Origin of the sequence: Burkholderia sp. AU19243 (assembly GCF_018148075.1) — a bacterium.
Classification (GTDB): Bacteria; Pseudomonadota; Gammaproteobacteria; order Burkholderiales; family Burkholderiaceae; genus Burkholderia; species Burkholderia latens_A.
The window spans coordinates 244682-263313 of the sequence record NZ_JAGSTV010000007.1 but is presented as its reverse complement, the minus strand read 5'-3'; the positions used below and the strand labels follow the sequence as shown (position 1 = coordinate 263313).

The following is an 18632-nucleotide window of genomic DNA, read 5'->3' as shown; positions in this document are numbered from 1 at the left end:
CGTGCGGCGCCAGCCGCCGCACTCTGACTGACGGAACGGACATGCCTCAACTGGTGGTGCTGCCTCACGTCGAACTGTGCCCGGACGGCGCAGTGATCGACGCGACGCCCGGCAAGAGTATTTGCGACAATCTGCTCGACAACGGGATCGAGATCGAACACGCGTGCGAGAAGTCGTGCGCATGCACGACGTGCCACGTGGTGATCCGCGAGGGTTTCAACGATCTCGAGCCGTCCGACGAGGACGAAGACGACCTGCTCGACAAGGCGTGGGGCCTCGAGCCGACGTCGCGCCTGTCGTGCCAGGCGATCGTGAAGGAAGATTCGGACCTGGTGGTCGAGATTCCGAAGTATTCGATCAACCACGCGAAGGAAAACCACTGACGGACGGGCGGGGCGGACTCGCAGCGTACACGGGAGAGCAGGCCATGAAATGGACCGATTCGCGCGAAATCGCCATCGCGCTCGCAGACAAGCATCCGGACGTCGATCCGCAGCGAATCAATTTCGTGGATCTGCGCCAATGGGTGATCGAACTCGACGGTTTCACCGACGACCCGGCTCACTCGGGCGAGAAGATCCTCGAAGCGATTCAGGCGCACTGGATCGACGAATCGGACTTCGACGACGAGGACTGACGATCGTCCGGCGCCTGAGCGAACATGCTCGATGGCGCCCGCCAAAGGAAAAGGCTCGTGATGCATGCATCGCGAGCCTTTTTTTCATTGCCGGTGCCGGGCAAGGACCGCCCGGCATTTCGTGATCCGTCAGACGCCGACCAGCGTGCCGTTTTCGATCCGCACGCGCTGGCCCTGACCGAACGGCGGCGGGTTGTGGTACGTGAACGTGCGCGTTGCACCGCTTTCCATCTGGACCTGCACCTGATAGTCGGTTTCCGCGCGCACCTGCTTCTCGACCTGGTTGCCCGCGAGGCCGCCGCCGAGTGCGCCGATGATCGTCATCGCGGTGCGGCCGTTGCCGTGACCGAACTGATTGCCGAGCAGGCCGCCGGCGGCCGCGCCGCCGACCGCGCCGATCCCCGAGCTCTGGCCGGGCGTGCGCGTCTGCGTGATCGCGACAATCGTGCCGCAGGTCTGGCAATACGCCGGCTGCGCGGGCGTGGACGGCTGCTGCGCGTATTGCGGCGGTTGCGGTGCCGGCGTGTGCCGATGGTGCGTGGCGGCCGACCGCGGCGCGGGCTTCGGTTCAGCTTGCGCGACGGCCTTTTGCTGCGCAGCCCGCTCGGCTGCTTCCTGCTGAGCCTGCGCGGCGCGCGCGGCACTCGCGGCCGCTGCCGTGTCGACGGCCGGCTGCGACGCAATCAGCGCGGCTTGGGTCTGGCCGTTCTCCGCGTTATTGCTGCTGGCCTTGGGGAAGATGCCCGTAATCGCAGCGGTGGCCGCGAGGCTTGCGACGATGACGGCGCCGGCCGCGGTCGCGATCAGCGGATGGAGGCGTTGCTTTTGCGGCGTGGTCTGATTCTGGTTGTCCATTTTTTTCTCCTGTGTCGATCCGGCCCGGCACGGTGGCGCTGGCTGGATCCCACGCTCGGGAGCGATCAGACTCGGCGTTCCGGCGCCTCGTTCTGGTCCCGTGATCATGCGTGGTGACGCAACAGGAGTGTCGTCCACGCGCTGGCGTCGCACCGTATCAAGGTGTAACGAATTGCAGCGCAGGATTGACGCCCGGTACCGGGAAAACCCGTAGCAACGCGTCGCGGCAAGGAGAATAAACGGGGATGGATCGTGCGCCGGCGGACGCCGGCAGGCAGGATTTACGCGCGGTTACAAAGCCGTAGTGTGCGCCGCAGGGCGCGGCGCACACGCAACCAGCCAGCCGTCAGTCTTCGCGGCGCAGATGCGGGAACAGCAGCACGTCGCGGATCGTTGGGCTGTCGGTCAGCAGCATCACCAGACGGTCGATGCCGATCCCGCAGCCGCCCGTCGGCGGCATCCCGTGTTCGAGCGCGCGGATGTAATCGGCGTCGAAGTACATCGCTTCCTCGTCACCGGCATCCTTCTGCTCGACCTGCTTCTTGAAGCGGGCGGCCTGATCTTCCGGATCGTTCAGTTCCGAGAAGCCGTTCGCGATCTCGCGGCCGGTCATGAACAGCTCGAAACGCTCGGTGATGCCCGGCACCGTATCCGATGCGCGCGCGAGCGGCGACACTTCGACCGGGTAGTCGATGATGTAAGTCGGCTCCCACAGCTGCGATTCGGCGGTTTCTTCGAACAGCGCGAGCTGCAGCGCGCCGATGCCGGCGTTCAGGAAGGCCGGCTGCGACACGTCGACGCCCAGGCGCTTCAGTTCGGAACGCAGGAACGCGTCGTCCGACAGCTGGCCGTCGGTGTACTGCGGCGCGTATTTCTGGATCGCCTGCGTGATCGTCAGACGGTGGAACGGCTTCGCGAGGTCGAGCTCGCGGCCTTGGTACTGGATCGTCGCGGTGCCGAGCGCATCGATTGCCGCCTGACGGATCAACTGCTCGGTGAAGTCCATCAGCCAGCGGTAATCGGTGTACGCGGCGTAGAACTCCATCATCGTGAATTCCGGGTTGTGGCGCGGCGACACGCCTTCGTTCCGGAAATTGCGGTTGATTTCGAACACGCGCTCGAAACCGCCGACGATCAGGCGCTTCAGGTACAGCTCCGGCGCGATGCGCAGGAACATCTGCATGTCGAGCGCGTTGTGATGCGTGACGAACGGCTTGGCCGCCGCGCCGCCCGGGATCGGATGCAGCATCGGCGTCTCGACTTCCATGAAGTCGGCGTTGTCCATGAACTTGCGGATCGACGCGATGGTCTTGGTGCGCGCGCGGAACGTATCGCGCGTTTCCGGCGTGACGATCAGATCGACGTAGCGCTGGCGGTAGCGCATTTCCTGGTCGGCGAGGCCGTGGAACTTGTCAGGCAGCGGACGCAGCGCCTTCGACAGCAGGCGCAGCTCCTTGCACTGGACCGACAGCTCGCCCTTGTTGGTGCGGAACAGCACGCCGCGGGCGGCGATGATGTCGCCGAGGTCCCACTTCTTGAATGCGTCGTAGGTTTGCGCGCCGACGTCGTTCGGCGTCACGAAGAACTGGATCTGGCCCGAACCGTCCTGTACCGTCGCGAAACTCGCCTTGCCCATCACGCGCTTGAGCATCATGCGGCCGGCAATCGACACCTCGACCGGGTTCGCTTCGAGCGCGGCCTTGTCCGAGTCCGCGAATTTCGCCTGCAGATCGGCGGCGTGATGCGTCGGTCGGAAGTCGTTCGGATAGGCGACGCCTTGCTCGCGCAACGCGCGCAGCTTCTCGCGGCGCTCGGCGATGATCTGGTTTTCGTCCGCCGCGACGGCGGGCTGCGTTTGGGTCGGTTCGGTCATGATGGTCGGAATTCGGAGTGGGGGCGGCAACGCAACGGGGAGGGCGGCGCGACCGGACAGGCCGCGCCGCGGCGCTTACACGCCCTGTTTGAGGCTCGCGCTGATGAAGTCGTCGAGATCGCCGTCGAGCACGGCCTTCGTGTTGCTCATTTCGACGTTCGTACGAAGATCCTTCACGCGGCTCTGGTCAAGCACGTACGAGCGGATCTGGTGGCCCCAGCCCACATCGGTCTTGCTCGATTCGAGCTTGTCCTGCTCGGCCTGGCGCTTGCGCATTTCGGCTTCGTACAGGCGCGACTTCAGCATGGCCATCGCTTCGGCACGGTTGCGGTGCTGCGAGCGGTCGTTCTGGCACTGCACGACGATGCCGGTCGGCATGTGCGTGATCCGCACGGCCGAGTCGGTCTTGTTGATGTGCTGGCCGCCCGCGCCCGATGCGCGGTACGTGTCGATGCGCAGGTCGGCGGGGTTCACCTCGACTTCGATCGAATCGTCGATTTCCGGATACACGAACACCGACGAGAACGACGTGTGACGCCCGCCCGACGAGTCGAACGGCGACTTGCGCACGAGGCGGTGGATGCCGGTTTCGGTGCGCAGAAAGCCGTACGCGTATTCGCCCGACACCTTGATCGTCGCGTTCTTGATGCCCGCGACGTCGCCGTCGGATTCTTCGAGCACTTCGGCCTTGAAACCCTTGCGCTCGCAATAGCGCAGGTACTGGCGCAGCAGCATCGAGGCCCAGTCGCACGCCTCGGTGCCGCCGGCGCCGGCCTGGATGTCGATGAAGCAGTTGTTCGGATCGGCCGGGTTCGAGAACATCCGGCGGAATTCGATGTCGCCGACGCGTGCTTCGAGCTTCTTCGCGTCTTCTTCGGATGCGACGAGGGTGTCTTCGTCGCCTTCCTCGCGGGCAAGCTCGAACAGGTCGAGCGCGTCGCGCAGATCGCTATCGAGCGCCGTCAGCGTCGTGACGACGCCTTCGAGCAGCTTTTTCTCGCGGCCGAGTGCCTGGGCGTTCTTCGAATCGTTCCAGACGTTCGGGTCTTCGAGTTCCTTGTTGACTTCGGTCAGACGCGCAGCTTTGGCGTCGTAGTCAAAGATACCCCCGAAGCTCGCCCGCGCGGTTGCGCAGGTCGAGCAGGGAGCTTTCGATCGCGTTGAGACGTTCCGCTTCCATGATCGTTCGCTGTTCTTGCGTTGTAAAAAAGCGGAATTATAGCCGATCGGCGGGGTTTCCCGGTGACGCCGAGTGTGCTTGCATCGGCGCCGCGCGCCAGTCCGGCGCGGCGCGCATGCGGGCGCCGAGCGCCGCCGGCGCTCAGCCTGCGGCGTGCTCGACGACCAGCTGCACGCGCGTCACGCCGTTCCACGTGTCGGCCACGAGGCGGTACGCAATCAACGCGCTCGCCGGCAGCGGGTCGGTGTGGTTGAACCAGATGGCGTTGAAACGCTGGCGGCCGCGTGCCAACTGCAGCTTCAGGTGCTTTTCCTTCACGAGCGACTGCGACACCACATCGAATTCGCCGGAAAAAAGCGGGGCCGGAAAGCCCTGGCCCCAGACCGCTTCGTCGAGCAGCCCGACGAACTGCGGCGTGAAATACGCTTCCTCCAGCTCGCCGTCGGTCTCGATTACGCGCGCGAGCGCATCGTCGGACAGCCACTCGCGCGCAACCGCCTCGAACGCGGCTGCGAAGCGCGGTACGTTGGCGGTGTCGAGCGTGAGGCCCGCGGCCATCGCGTGGCCGCCGAACGCGACGATCAGGTCGGGCTCGCGCTTGGACACGAGGTCGAGCGCATCGCGCAGGTGGAAGCCGGGGATCGAGCGGCCCGAGCCCTTGACCCGCGCGCCGGCGTCGTCCGCATGCGCGAACGTGAACGACGGGCGGTGGAATTTCTCCTTGAGCCGCCCGGCCACGATGCCGATCACGCCCTGGTGCCATGCGGGATTGAACAGCGTGATCGTGCATGCGTCGGCCGGATCGACGGCGGCGAGATCGGCGAGCGCCTGCTGCTGCATGCCGGCCTCGATCTCGCGGCGCTCGCGATTCATCGCATCGAGCTGCTGCGCGAGCTCCCACGCACGACCGATGTCGTCGGTGATCAGGCATTCGATGCCGAGCGACATGTCGGAGAGCCGCCCGGCGGCGTTCAGGCGCGGGCCGACGCCGAAGCCGAGGTCGAAGCCCGACGCGGTGCGCGTTTCGCGGCCGGCGGCGCGGAATAGCGCGGCCACACCCGGTTGCATGCGGCCGTTGCGGATGCGCTGCAACCCTTGCGCGACGAGCACGCGGTTGTTGCCGTCGAGCCGCACCACGTCCGCGACGGTGCCGAGCGCGACGAGGTCGAGCAGCCCGTCGAGGCGCGGTTCGGCTTCCTTGCTCGCGAACGCGCCGCGGCGGCGCAGCTCGGCGCGCAGCGCGAGCAGCACGTAGAACATCACGCCGACGCCCGCGATGTGCTTGCTCGGGAACGTGCAGCCGGGCTGATTCGGGTTGACGATCGCGCGCGCGGCGGGCAGCGCGTCGCCGGGCAGGTGGTGGTCGGTCACGAGCACGTCGATGCCGCGCGCATTCGCGGCTTCGACGCCCGCGACGCTCGCGATCCCGTTGTCGACGGTAATGAGCAGATCGGGCTTGCGCGCGGCGGCCAGTTCGACGATTTCGGGCGTGAGCCCGTAGCCGTATTCGAAGCGGTTCGGCACCAGGTAGTCGATCTGCGCGCCGAACATGCGGAGCCCCCGCACCGCGACCGCACACGCGGTGGCGCCGTCGCAGTCGTAATCGGCGACGACCAGCAGGCGGCGGCGGTCCGCGATCGCATTGGCGAGCAGCGTTGCGGCGTCCGCGCAGCCCTTCAGCTCGGTGGGGGGCAACAGGCGTGCGAGCGCGATTTCGATGTCGGCCGGGGATTGCACGCCGCGCGACGCATACAGGCGCGCGAGGACAGGGTGCAGCCCGTGGCGTGCGAGCGCTTCGGCGTCGGCGGGCGCGACGGGGCGGGTAACGATCCGGGTCATACAGGTGTGGTTATTCGAACAGGGATGCCAGCGCGCGGCGGCGCCAGAACTTGCGCAGATCGCCGCGCGTTGCGTGCAGCGTGACGGAACTCGTGTCGCCGCACAGCGTTAAGCCGACACCGGCCAGCTCGCCGCTTTGCAGCGCCGCGAGCGACGGTGCGAACCAGTCGCGCTCCAGCGCGGCGAGCGCATCGTGCCAGCGCGCCCAGTCCTGTTCGATGAACGGGGCGGTCAGCGCCGGCAGTTCGACGAGCGTCGCGCCGGCGGCCGCCGGCAGCGCACCGTATGCGGCCGGCACCGCGCCGGCGTCCGCGTGCGCGGCGCGCGCGAGGCCGAGCGCCGCGGGCGACGCGGACAGCACGCGCCCGAACGGCTTGCCGACCGGCTTCAGCGTGCCCTGCGCATGGAACCAGATCGAGTTGACGGCCGGCAATCCGCGCGCCTCGCGCGCTTCGTTGACCGGATGCTGAAACCACGCCATCTGTACTTCGTTCTGCAGCTTCATCCACATCCGCGAGCGTTCGCCGGTGTGCGCTTCATGCGGCAGCCAGATCTCGATGTTGCGGCCGCTCGCGCGCAGCGGCGCGGCGCCGGCGAGGCGCGCCAGCTGCTCGCTCGACAGATACCAGCGCGCGGGTTGCGGCGCTTCGAGCCGTACGCCGAGCTCCTCGATCAACGGGCGCGCGACTGCCAGTAGCGCGGCGGCATCGCCGTCGTCGAGCGCGAGGCTGGCCGGATCGACGAGCACGAGATGATCGTGCGCGATTTCGACGTGGACGGGCTCGACGCACGCCCATGCGTGCGTGCCGGGGTCGCCGCCGTCGGCCAGCAGCATATACGGTGCGAGCGGCGCCTCGTCGGCGGCATTGCCGTGGGTCGCGCCGAACTGGCGGGCCAGCCAGCGCTCGTGCGGCAGCGTGCGCTGGAAGTCCTCGCCGGTCACGCGCTCGGCGAGGCTCGCGCGGGCGAGCAACTTTTCGAGCGCGGGACTGTCCAGCGTGTGCAGGGACGAGGCCGCATCGGCCGCCGACGGCAGCGCGAACGGAACGAGAAAATGGAGGCGTCGGTCGTGCATGATGGTGCGCATTGTATGGCAAACTGCGCGCGTGATCGGGCCGGCCGACGGTCCGGGCGGGTCCGAACTCGTCCGGCGACGTTTTTTTGACCGCGCCCGGGCGGCCGGCCGCGGGCCGCCTTCCCCGCCGTAACCAGCAGAAAGGATTCGCTTGAAACTTCCGTACGAATGGCAGATCGGCTGGCGCTACACGCGCGCCGGCAAACGCACGACCGGCAACGGCTTCATTTCCTTCATCGCGCTCGTGTCGATGCTCGGCATCGCACTCGGGGTCGCCGCGCTGATCGTCGTGCTTTCCGTGATGAACGGCTTCCAGAAGGAAGTGCGCGACCGCATGCTGTCCGTGCTCGCGCACGTCGAGGTTTTCTCGCCGACAGGCTCGATGCCCGACTGGCAATTGACCGCGCAGGAGGCGCGCCGCAATCCGTCGGTGATCGGCGCGGCGCCGTACGTCGACGCCCAGGCGCTGCTCACGCGCCAGGACGCGGTGAACGGCGTGATGCTGCGCGGCGTCGAGCCGTCGCTCGAGCCGCAGGTGTCGGACATCGGCAAGGACATGAAGGCTGGCCAGCTCGCCGCGCTCGTGCCCGGTCAGTTCGGCATCGTGCTCGGCGATGCGCTGGCCGGCAATCTCGGCGTGACGGTCGGCGACAAGGTCACGCTGGTGGCGCCCGAAGGCACGATCACGCCGGCCGGGATGATGCCGCGGCTCAAGCAGTTCACGGTCGTCGGCGTGTTCGAGTCAGGACACTACGAATACGACAGCACGCTCGCGATGATCAACATCCGCGACGCGGAGGCGCTGTTCCGGATGTCCGCGCCGACCGGCGTGCGGCTGCGGCTCACGGACATGCAGAAGGCGCCGCAGGTCGCGGTCGAGCTGTCGCACACGCTGTCGGGCAGCCTGTACATCCGCGACTGGACCCAGCAGAACAAGACCTGGTTTTCGGCCGTGCAGATCGAGAAGCGGATGATGTTCATCATCCTCACGCTGATCATCGCGGTCGCGGCGTTCAACCTCGTGTCGTCGCTCGTGATGACGGTGACCAACAAGCAGGCCGACATCGCGATCCTGCGCACGCTCGGCGCGCAGCCTGGCTCGATCATGAAGATCTTCGTCGTGCAGGGCGTGACGATCGGCTTCGTCGGCACCGCGTCCGGCGTCGCGCTCGGCTGCCTGATCGCATGGAGCATCCCGTGGCTGATTCCGATGATCGAGCATCTGTTCGGCGTGCAGTTTCTGCCGCCGTCCGTCTACTTCATCAGCGAGCTGCCGTCCGAGCTCGTCGCGGGCGACGTGATCAAGATCGGCCTGATCGCGTTCGCGCTGTCGGCCGTGGCGACGCTCTATCCGAGCTGGCGCGGCGCGAAGGTGAAACCGGCGGAGGCGCTTCGCTATGAATGACCGCGCGACCGCATTCGCGGATTCACGACAACCCATCAGACAGGATTCGGCAGGTATGCAGGAATACGTGCTTCAGGCGCGCGGGATCACGAAGGCGTTCGTGCAGGGCGGCTTCAACGTGCAGGTGCTCAACAACGCCGAGCTGACGGTGCGGCGCGGCGAGAAGCTCGCGGTCGTCGGCGCGTCGGGCTCCGGCAAGAGCACGTTGCTGCACGTGCTGGGCGGCCTCGACGAGCCGAGCGCCGGCGAGGTGTCGCTGCTCGGCAAGCCGTTCACGCAGCTCGCCGAGCGCGAGCGCAACGAACTGCGCAACCGCGCGCTCGGGTTCGTCTACCAGTTCCATCACCTGCTGCCGGAATTCACCGCGCTCGACAACGTCGCGATGCCGCTGCGCATCCGCCGGATGACGACCGACGACGCGCGCGCGCAGGCACAGGCGATGCTCGAGCGTGTCGGTCTCGGCCCGCGTGCGAAGCATCGGCCGGGCGAGCTGTCGGGCGGTGAGCGGCAGCGCGTCGCGATCGCGCGCGCGCTGGTGACGAAGCCGGCGTGCGTGCTTGCCGACGAGCCGACCGGCAACCTCGACGGCTCGACGGCCGACACGGTGTTCAACCTGATGCTCGAACTGTCGGAGACGCTCGAAACGAGCTTCGTGATCGTCACGCACGATCCCGAGCTTGCCGCGCGCTGCGACCGCATCATGCGCTTGCGCGACGGCGTGCTCCACGAGGAGCCGGCGCTGCCGGTGTGAACGAAGGCGTTCGCCGCGCCGCCCGGTGAAGCCGGGTGGCGCGGCGGGCGCGCAGGAAAGCCGCCCATGTGGATCGATACGCATTGCCATCTCGATGCAGCCGAATTCGACGCCGACCGCGACGCGGTCGCCCACGCGGCGCGCGCGGCCGGTGTGTCGTGCATCGTGATCCCGAGCGTCGGGCGCGACAATTTCACGACGGTGCGCGAACTGGCGCAGCGCACGCCGGGCGCGGTCTATGCGCTCGGCATTCACCCGATGTTTACGCCGCACGCGCGCGACGAGGATCTCGACCGCTTGCGGATGGAAATCGAGGCGAGCCTCGACGATCCGCGTTTCGTCGCGATCGGCGAAATCGGTCTCGATTACTTCGTGCCGGGCCTCGACGAAGGCCGGCAGCAGTTTTTCTATCAGGGGCAGCTGCGGCTCGCGCGTGAATTCGATTTGCCGGTGCTGTGCCACGTGCGCAAGTCGCAGGACCGTGTGCTCGCCGGGCTGCGCCGCTTCGGCGTGCGGCGCGGCATCGCGCACGCGTTCAACGGCAGTTTCCAGCAGGCCGACGCGTATCTCGCGCAGGGGCTGCATCTCGGCTTCGGCGGCAACGTGACGTTCGAACGCGCGCGGCAGATTCGCCGGCTCGCGGAACAGTTGCCGCTCGATGCGATCGTCGTCGAGACGGATGCTCCCGACATCGCGCCCGAATGGGCGTACAAATCGCGCAATGCGCCCGACCAGGTGCCGCGCATCGGTGCCGTCCTCGCGGAACTGCGCGGGATCGACACGCACGCGCTATCCCTATCCACAACGGCTAACGCGCGCGCCGCGCTGCCGCGCCTCGCACTTTCGTCCGCATAATCGTTGCCGGAATGCGCCGCCCCGACCACGGCGGCGCCGGGTCGACGAGGAGGCGCGATGCGCGTGGGCTGGATCGCGTTCGCACTCGGCGTCGTCGTGCTGCAGCGGCAGGCGGCGTTGCCGGGCGTGGGCGTTTGGGCATGCGGTGCGGTGATGCTTGCGGGATGTGGCGTGTTGCTCGCAGGGGGTGCGCGGCGCCCGCGCACCCGCACGATCGTCGTGCTGCGCTGGATGCTGTGTGCAAGCGCCGCGTGCGCGATCGGATTCGGCTATGCAGCCGCGCGCGCCGAATGGCGGCTCCGCGACAGCCTGCCCGTCGAACGGGAAGGGCGCGACATCGTTATCACTGGAGTGATTCGCGGATTGCCCGCCATCGACGACGCCGGTGCGCGAATGCTGTTCGCGGTCGAATCGAACGAGGCCGGGCTGGCCCGCTTTCCTCCGCTGATCCGCTTGTCGTGGCGCACGTACGGTGCATCCGCCGCTCGCGATGCGATGCCGGATTTGCGAGCGGCCCAGCGCTGGCGTCTGGTCGTGCGCCTGAAGCGTCCGCATGCAGAGGCGAATCCCTTCGTGCGCGACAGCGAGGCAGCGTGGCTTGCCGCCGGAATCCGGGCGACCGGCTACGTCGTCGCACCCGAGCGGGCGCAACTGCTCGACGCGCGCGCATCGGGATGGCGTGCGTCGATCGATCGGTCGCGCGACGTGCTGCGCAGGCGCATCGGCGCAGCGCTCGGCAGCGACGCGCCTCATCGCGGCATCGTGGCCGCGCTCGCGGTTGGCGATCAATCCGGGATCGGCGACGACGACTGGCGCGTGCTGCGCAATACGGGCACCAGTCATCTGGTCGCGATCTCGGGGCTGCATGTCGGGCTCGTCGGCGCGCTCGCCGGCGGGATCGCATCAATGGCCTGGCGGCGCCTGCGCTGGCGTGGACATGCAGCGGCGTTGCTGATGCCGGCGCCTTATGTAGCCTCAGTCGCCGCGCTGACGGCCGCTGCCGCGTACGCGGCGCTCGCCGGCTTCAACGTGCCGGCGCAGCGTGCATGGTGGATGATCGCGGCCGGTGCGGCCGCTTATCTGGCGGGGCGCAGCGTGCCGACGTCCGCGGTGCTGTGCGCGGCCCTTGGCGGCGTGCTGCTCGTCGATCCGTGGGCGGTGTTGTCGGCCGGGTTCTGGCTGTCGTTCGGCGCCGTCGCGGTGATTCTGATGGCGGTCGCGGGCTGGCGTGCGGTGCGCGAATTCGACGGAGACCATGTGAGCGACGGCAGCGAGCGTCCGGACGGCGCCGCCGCAGATGCCCGCCGCAAGCGGCTGACAGCATGGTGCGCGCATGCCGGGCGTCGAGTCGCCGACGCGACGCGCGTGCAGTACGCAGTGACGATCGGTCTCGCGCCGCTCACGGCCGCGTGGTTCTCGCAAATTTCGGTGTCGGGGCCGCTCGGCAACGCGTTCGCGATTCCGTGGGTCAGTTCCGTCGTGACGCCGGTCGTGCTGGCCGGTATCGGATTGCCCGCGCCGTTGGACGGTTATGCGTTCCGGCTCGCGCATGCGGCGCTCGAACCGATGATGGCGCTGCTGCGGCACCTGGCCGACTGGCCGGCCGGCGTGTTCTGGCTGCGCATGCCCGGCTGGCCCGCGCTGGCGCTGGCCTGCGCGGGTGCCGGATGGGCGCTGATGCCGCGCGGCTGGCCGCTGCGCTGGGCTGCGCCGCTCACGTGGCTGCCGCTCGTTGCGCCCGCACCCGATACGCCGCCGCCCGGCGGCTTTCGCTTGACGGTGCTCGACGTCGGGCAAGGCGCGTCGGTGCTGGTCGAGACCGCCAGTCGGACGCTGCTGTTCGACGCGGGGCCGGGGGCGGAATCGACGCATGCCGGTACGCGGATCGTCGCGCCGTCGTTGCGCGCGCGCGGAATCCGCACACTGGATTCGCTCGTGCTCAGCCACGCGGACGCCGATCACGCGGGCGGTGCGCAGGCCGTTTATGCGGCGGCCGACGTACGCCAGCTGCTTGCCGGCATTGCGCCGCGGCACCGGCTGTGGCGCGCCGCGGAAGCGGCCGGCGTGGCCGATCGGCTCCCGTGCGCGGCCGGGCAGCGGTGGACGTGGGATGGCGTCTCGTTCACGATGCTGTGGCCGCCGCGCGCGTCGGCGGGTCGGTCGAATGAACGATCGTGCGTGCTTCGCATCGACGCAGGCGGTACGTCGGCGCTGCTGACGGGCGACATCGACGCGCGCGCCGAGCGGCAGCTCGTGGCCGACGCACGCGATGCGCTGGCCGCGCAGATCCTCGTCGTCCCGCATCACGGCAGCCGCACGTCGTCGGTCGAGCCTTTCCTCGATTCGGTCGGGCCGCGCGTCGCGGTATTTCCTGTAGGCTATCGCAATCGCTTCGGGCATCCGCACCGGACGGTCCTCGCGCGCTACGCGGCGCGCGGGATTCCGCTGCCGCGCACCGATCGCGACGGCGCCGTGCGGTTCGACGTCGCGCCCGCAGGCGGCGGTTTCGCGTTCGAGCGTTATCGGCATGCGCAGCGGCGCTACTGGATGGACCGGTGACGGCTGCGCTGGCGCTGCGGAATAACCGACGGCGGGCTCGGGATTGCGCCAGCGGCATTCGACCAACCGCGAAGCATGCGGCGGGAGCCATTACCGGCACGCGGTTCCGCCGACAAAGGAGACACCGGCGTTTGAAGGACATCATCCATTTCTCGCATGCGAACGGTTTTCCGGCGTCGACGTACCGGACGATCTTCGCCGAGCTGGCAGACGATTACGAGCTGCGCTACATCGAGCGGATCGGCCACGATCGCCGCTACCCGGTGACGCGCGACTGGCCGCATCTCGTCGACCAGTTGCTCGACGACATCGGCCGCCGCTACGAGCGTCCGGTGTGGCTCGTCGGCCATTCGCTCGGCGGCTACCTGTCGCTGATGGCCGCGCTGAAAAAGCCGCAGTGGGTGCGCGGCGTGGTGATGATCGATTCGCCGATCATCGCGGGATGGCGGGCGCGCGCGCTGCGCGCGAGCCAGTGGGCTGGGCTCGACGAGCGGTTGTCGCCGGCGGCGGCGACACGCAACCGGCGCACGCGCTGGACGAGTCGCGACGAAGCCTGGCGGCACTTCCACGAGAAGCCGGCGTTCGCGCGCTGGGACGAGCGAATGCTGTCCGACTACATCGACCACGGGATTCCGCAGGCCGGTGCGGACGGCGCGCGTGCGCTCGCGTTCGACCGGCAGGTCGAGTACCTGATCTACCGGACGCTGCCGCATACGCTCGGTCCGCGGCTCGCGCACGGTGCACCGGTGCCGCTCGGCTTCCTGGCCGGCACGCGTTCGCGTGAGGTGCGGCAGGTCGGGCTCGATGCGACGCGCCGCGCCGCGCGCGGGCGCATCGAATGGATCGAGGGCAGTCATCTGTTCCCGATGGAGCGGCCGATCGAGACGGCCCGCGCATTGCAGCGGATGCTGAATACGCTGAAGGCGGCCGAGGCCGGCGTGCCGCGCGACGGCGCCGTGTTCGCGCAGCGGGCGTGACAGGGGTGCGAAGCGGCGCCCGGTGCGCCGCGTCAACCGGCGCGCGGTTGCAGCCGCAGGTCGGCCGGTTCGCCCCGGCCGCGCAAGGCTGACGCGGCACGGTGCGAAAGGGCGCGATCATCGCGTCAATTGCTGAGAGAAGGGCGGGCTTTACGGTATAATCCGTTTTTCCCGCGAGCATCCAGCGATGACCAAATATGTTTTCGTCACCGGCGGCGTAGTTTCTTCCCTCGGCAAGGGTATTGCCGCCGCCTCTCTCGCCGCGATCCTCGAATCGCGCGGTCTGAAAGTCACCCTCCTCAAACTCGATCCCTACATCAACGTCGACCCCGGCACGATGAGCCCGTTCCAGCACGGCGAAGTGTTCGTGACGGAAGACGGAGCGGAGACCGACCTCGACCTCGGCCACTATGAGCGCTTCATCAGCACGAAGATGCGCAAGGCCAACAACTTCACGACCGGCCAGATCTACGAATCGGTGATCCGCAAGGAACGCCGCGGCGACTATCTCGGCAAGACCGTGCAAGTGATTCCGCACATCACGAACGAAATCCAGGCGTTCATCGAGCGCGGGGCGGCATCGGCCACCTGCGGCGAACCGGACGTCGCGATCGTCGAGATCGGCGGCACGGTCGGCGACATCGAGTCGCTGCCGTTCCTCGAGGCCGCGCGCCAGATGAGCCTGCGCCTCGGCCGCAACAGCGCGTGCTTCGTGCACCTGACGCTCGTGCCGTACGTCGCGACCGCGGGCGAGCTGAAGACGAAGCCGACCCAGCACAGCGTGCAGAAACTGCGCGAGATCGGCATCCTGCCGCACGTGCTGCTGTGCCGTGCGGACCGCCGCATCCCGGACGACGAATCGAAGAAGATCTCGATGTTCTCGAACGTGCCGGAAGACGCGGTGATCTCGGTGTGGGACGCCGACAGCATCTACAAGATTCCGCAGATGCTGCACGATCAGGGCCTCGACCGCATCATCTGCGAAGAACTGAAGCTGTCGCCGAAGGACGCCGATCTCGGCATGTGGTCGGAGCTCGTCGAGAAGCTGGAAAACCCGAAGCACGAAGTCACGATCGGCATGGTCGGCAAGTACGTCGACCTGACCGAGTCGTACAAGTCGCTGATCGAAGCGCTGCGCCATGCGTCGATCCACACATCGACCAAGGTCAACATCGAGTACATCGATTCGGAAGAACTCGAGGCGAACGGTGTCGACAGTCTGAAGCATCTCGACGCCGTGCTGGTGCCGGGCGGTTTCGGCCGTCGCGGCACGGAAGGCAAGATCGCTGCGATCCGCTATGCGCGCGAGTCGAAGGTGCCGTACCTCGGCATCTGCCTCGGCATGCAGCTCGCGGTGATCGAATTCGCACGCGACGTCGTCGGCCTGAAGCAGGCGAACAGCACCGAGTTCGATCCGGACACGCCGGAACGCGTGGTCGCGCTGATCACCGAATGGTACGACCGCGAAGGCAAGGTCGAGACGCGCAGCGAGGAGTCCGATCTCGGCGGCACGATGCGCCTCGGTTCGCAACGCTGCCCGATCAAGCCGGGCACGATGGCCGAAGAGATCTACGGCAAGGACGTGAACGAGCGCCATCGCCACCGTTATGAAGTCAATAACCGCTTCGTGCCCCAGCTCGAAGCCGGCGGCCTTATCATCAGCGCCCGTACCCCGAGCGAGGATCTGCCGGAAATGATGGAGCTGCCGCGCTCGATGCACCCGTGGTTCGTCGGTGTCCAGTTCCACCCGGAATTCACGTCGACGCCGCGTGACGGTCATCCGCTGTTCAAGTCGTTCGTCGAAGCGGCGCTCGCCAACCAGCAAGCGCGCGGAGCAAAAGCATGAAGCTGTGCGATTTCGAGGTCGGTCTCGACCAGCCTTTCTTCCTGATCGCGGGTACCTGCGTCGTCGAATCGGAGCAGATGACGATCGACACGGCGGGCCGCCTGAAGGAGATCTGCGAGAAGCTGAACGTACCGTTCATCTACAAGTCGTCCTACGACAAGGCGAATCGCAGCTCGGGCAAGTCGTTTCGCGGCCTCGGAATGGACGAAGGGCTGCGGATCCTCGGCGAGGTGAAGCGGCAGCTCGGCCTGCCGGTGCTGACCGACGTGCATTCGGTCGACGAGATCGAGCAGGTCGCGTCGGTCGTCGACGTGCTGCAGACGCCGGCGTTCCTGTGCCGTCAGACCGACTTCATCCACGCATGCGCGCGCTCGGGCAAGCCCGTCAACATCAAGAAGGGCCAGTTCCTTGCGCCGCACGACATGAAGAACGTGATCGACAAGGCGCGCGACGCCGCGCGTGAAGCCGGTCTGTCGGAAGACCGCTTCATGGCGTGCGAACGCGGCGTCTCGTTCGGCTACAACAACCTCGTGTCCGACATGCGTTCGCTTGCGATCATGCGCGAGACGGGCGCGCCGGTGGTGTTCGACGCGACCCACTCGGTGCAGCTGCCGGGCGGGCAGGGTACGAGCTCGGGCGGCCAGCGCGAGTTCGTACCGGTGCTCGCGCGTGCAGCGGTGGCGACGGGCGTCGCGGGCCTGTTCATGGAAACGCATCCGAATCCGGCCGAAGCGAAGTCCGACGGTCCGAACGCGGTGCCGCTGAACCGGATGGGTGCGCTGCTGGAGACGCTCGTCACGCTCGACCAGGCGGTGAAGCGCAATCCGTTCCTGGAAAACGATTTCAATTAAAGACCGAATGAACCTTGCGGCGGCTTCGCGCGTCAGTAGCGAAAGCGGTTGCGGCACGCGTGCCGCCGCAGTTTGAAGAATCCATCGTCATTCTCAGAGGAAACCCATGAGTGCAATCGTAGATATCATCGGCCGCGAGATTCTGGATTCGCGCGGCAACCCCACCGTCGAATGCGACGTGCTGCTCGAGTCGGGCACGATGGGCCGCGCGGCGGTGCCGTCGGGCGCGTCCACCGGCTCGCGTGAAGCGATCGAACTGCGTGACGGCGAAGCCGGCCGCTACAACGGCAAGGGCGTGCTGAAGGCCGTCGAGCACATCAACACCGAGATCTCCGAAGCCATCATGGGCCTCGACGCGTCGGAACAGGCGTTCCTCGACAAGACGCTGCTCGAGCTGGACGGCACCGACAACAAGTCGCGCCTCGGCGCGAACGCGATGCTGGCCGTGTCGATGGCTGTCGCGAAGGCAGCCGCTGAAGAAGCCGGCCTGCCGCTGTACCGCTACTTCGGCGGCTCGGGCGCGATGCAACTGCCGGTTCCGATGATGAACATCGTCAACGGCGGCGCGCACGCGAACAACAGCCTCGACATCCAGGAATTCATGATCGTCCCGGTGAGCCAGCCGACGTTCCGTGAAGCACTGCGTTGCGGCGCGGAAGTGTTCCACGCACTGAAGAAGATCCTGAGCGACCGCGGCATGAGCACGGCAGTCGGCGACGAAGGCGGCTTCGCACCGAATTTCGGCAGCAACGACGAGTGCCTGTCGACGATCCTGCAGGCGATCGAGAAGGCCGGCTATCGTGCGGGCGAAGACGTGCTGCTGGCGCTCGATTGCGCGGCATCCGAGTTCTATCACGACGGCAAGTACCAGCTCGCTGGCGAAGGCCTGCAACTGTCGTCGGCCGAATTCACCGACTACCTCGCGACGCTCGCCGACAAGTTCCCGATCGTGTCGATCGAAGACGGCATGCACGAAGGTGACTGGGACGGCTGGAAGCTGCTGACCGAGCGCCTGGGCAAGAAGGTTCAGCTCGTCGGCGACGACCTGTTCGTCACGAACACGCGCATCCTGAAGGAAGGCATCGAGAAGGGCATCGCGAACTCGATCCTGATCAAGATCAACCAGATCGGTACGCTCACCGAAACGTTCGCGGCGATCGAAATGGCGAAGCGCGCGGGCTACACCGCCGTGATCTCGCATCGCTCGGGCGAAACGGAAGATTCGACGATCGCGGACATCGCGGTTGGCCTGAATGCCGGCCAGATCAAGACGGGTTCGCTGTCGCGCAGCGACCGTATCTCGAAGTACAACCAGCTGCTGCGCATCGAGGAAGATCTCGGCGACATCGCGAGCTACCCGGGCAAATCGGCTTTCTATAACCTGCGCTAACGCGCTACTATCGGGTTCGTCATCTCGACGCCGCTCTGTGCATGTCGCGCGGAGCGGCGCTTCTTATATCTGCGTCTCCTACATGCGGCTTGTCACTGTCGTCCTGATTGCCTTGCTGGCGCTCATTCAGTACCCCCTATGGTGGGGACACGGCGGCTGGCTGCGGGTGCACGAATTGCGCCAGCAGCTCGGCGATCAGTTGCAGAAGAACGCGGACGAGAAGCTGCGCAACGAGCGGATCGCTGGCGAGGTTCAGGATCTGCAGAGCGGTACCGCCGCGATCGAGGAGCGCGCACGTTACGAGATGGGGATGGTGAAGGACGGCGAAGTATTCGTGCAGTTCGTGTCGCCGAATGCGCCGGCTGCGCCGCTGAGCAACACGCCGTCGAATACGTCGACGCGCGGTGCAGTGTCCGCGGCGCCCGTGCGCGTCGTGCCGAACCCGCAATCGATCGCGAAGCCGTCGCGGCATCACGGCGGCGACAAAGGCAAGACCGCGCATCACTGAGCGGCAGTCCGAACCATTCAACGAGCGCGGG

The 18632-nt window shown here is 67.2% G+C and carries 16 protein-coding genes; 11 read left to right on the top strand and 5 right to left on the bottom strand.

The window, feature by feature from the left end:
* Window positions 1–41 precede the first annotated feature (41 nt).
* Both fdx and iscX read left to right on the top strand, forming a co-directional pair.
* The gene (gene fdx, locus KDW55_RS16135) at window positions 42–383 is read left to right on the top strand and encodes an ISC system 2Fe-2S type ferredoxin (RefSeq protein WP_057925227.1); all 342 of its coding nucleotides are present in this window, start codon (window positions 42–44) and stop codon (window positions 381–383) included.
* Window positions 384–427: 44 nt separating this feature from the next.
* Window positions 428–637, top strand: coding sequence for a Fe-S cluster assembly protein IscX (gene iscX, locus KDW55_RS16130; protein ID WP_040144569.1), 210 nt, complete (start codon window positions 428–430; stop codon window positions 635–637).
* Window positions 638–766: 129 nt separating this feature from the next.
* Here iscX and KDW55_RS16125 read toward each other — a convergent pair whose 3' ends face one another.
* The 5 genes from KDW55_RS16125 to KDW55_RS16105 all read right to left on the bottom strand — a co-directional run bounded on the left by KDW55_RS16125 (window position 767) and on the right by KDW55_RS16105 (window position 7471).
* On the bottom strand, window positions 767–1492 hold the full coding sequence (locus tag KDW55_RS16125; RefSeq protein WP_212160238.1) for a glycine zipper 2TM domain-containing protein: 726 nt from the start codon (window positions 1490–1492) through the stop codon (window positions 767–769).
* A 346-nt stretch (window positions 1493–1838) separates the two neighbouring features.
* The gene (gene lysS / locus KDW55_RS16120; protein ID WP_040144567.1) at window positions 1839–3365 is read right to left on the bottom strand and encodes a lysine--tRNA ligase; all 1527 of its coding nucleotides are present in this window, start codon (window positions 3363–3365) and stop codon (window positions 1839–1841) included.
* Window positions 3366–3440: 75 nt separating this feature from the next.
* Window positions 3441–4545 (bottom strand): peptide chain release factor 2 gene (gene prfB, locus KDW55_RS16115; RefSeq protein WP_144245455.1). Its coding sequence is split into 2 segments (ribosomal slippage): window positions 3441–4463 and window positions 4465–4545, totalling 1104 coding nucleotides; the frame shifts between segments, so codons are not numbered across the junction.
* Window positions 4546–4686: 141 nt separating this feature from the next.
* Complete coding sequence (gene recJ / locus KDW55_RS16110; RefSeq protein WP_069241536.1) at window positions 4687–6384, bottom strand: single-stranded-DNA-specific exonuclease RecJ; 1698 nt, start codon at window positions 6382–6384, stop codon at window positions 4687–4689.
* A gap of 10 nt (window positions 6385–6394) precedes the next feature.
* A complete protein-coding gene (locus KDW55_RS16105) occupies window positions 6395–7471 on the bottom strand; it encodes a regulator (protein ID WP_069241535.1) in 1077 nt (358 codons plus the stop codon).
* 139 nt (window positions 7472–7610) lie between these two features.
* On the opposite strand from KDW55_RS16105, the gene KDW55_RS16100 reads away from it, so the two are divergent.
* From KDW55_RS16100 to ftsB, 9 genes are all read left to right on the top strand, one after another.
* On the top strand, window positions 7611–8864 hold the full coding sequence (locus KDW55_RS16100) for a lipoprotein-releasing ABC transporter permease subunit (protein WP_040144564.1): 1254 nt from the start codon (window positions 7611–7613) through the stop codon (window positions 8862–8864).
* Window positions 8865–8919: 55 nt separating this feature from the next.
* Window positions 8920–9615 carry a lipoprotein-releasing ABC transporter ATP-binding protein LolD gene (lolD, locus tag KDW55_RS16095; RefSeq protein ID WP_040144563.1) on the top strand — a complete coding sequence of 232 codons (696 nt, stop codon included), beginning with the start codon at window positions 8920–8922 and terminating at the stop codon, window positions 9613–9615.
* A 66-nt stretch (window positions 9616–9681) separates the two neighbouring features.
* Window positions 9682–10470, top strand: a complete 789-nt coding sequence (locus KDW55_RS16090) for a TatD family hydrolase (RefSeq protein ID WP_040144562.1) — start codon at window positions 9682–9684, stop codon at window positions 10468–10470.
* 57 nt (window positions 10471–10527) lie between these two features.
* Window positions 10528–13029: a DNA internalization-related competence protein ComEC/Rec2 gene (locus KDW55_RS16085; RefSeq protein WP_212160237.1), complete on the top strand. Its 2502-nt coding sequence runs from the start codon at window positions 10528–10530 to the stop codon at window positions 13027–13029.
* Window positions 13030–13160: 131 nt separating this feature from the next.
* Window positions 13161–14006, top strand: a complete 846-nt coding sequence (locus tag KDW55_RS16080; RefSeq protein ID WP_040144560.1) for an alpha/beta hydrolase — start codon at window positions 13161–13163, stop codon at window positions 14004–14006.
* A 187-nt stretch (window positions 14007–14193) separates the two neighbouring features.
* Entirely contained in the window at window positions 14194–15852 is a 1659-nt protein-coding gene (locus KDW55_RS16075; protein WP_040144559.1) for a CTP synthase, read from the top strand.
* A complete protein-coding gene (gene kdsA, locus KDW55_RS16070) occupies window positions 15849–16703 on the top strand; it encodes a 3-deoxy-8-phosphooctulonate synthase (RefSeq protein WP_069241533.1) in 855 nt (284 codons plus the stop codon). Before KDW55_RS16075 ends, kdsA begins: the two co-directional genes overlap by 4 nt.
* A gap of 106 nt (window positions 16704–16809) precedes the next feature.
* On the top strand, window positions 16810–18093 hold the full coding sequence (gene eno / locus KDW55_RS16065; protein ID WP_011885396.1) for a phosphopyruvate hydratase: 1284 nt from the start codon (window positions 16810–16812) through the stop codon (window positions 18091–18093).
* Between the two features lie 82 nt (window positions 18094–18175).
* Window positions 18176–18601, top strand: a complete 426-nt coding sequence (ftsB, locus tag KDW55_RS16060) for a cell division protein FtsB (RefSeq protein WP_040144557.1) — start codon at window positions 18176–18178, stop codon at window positions 18599–18601.
* The last annotated feature ends 31 nt before the right edge of the window (window positions 18602–18632 follow it).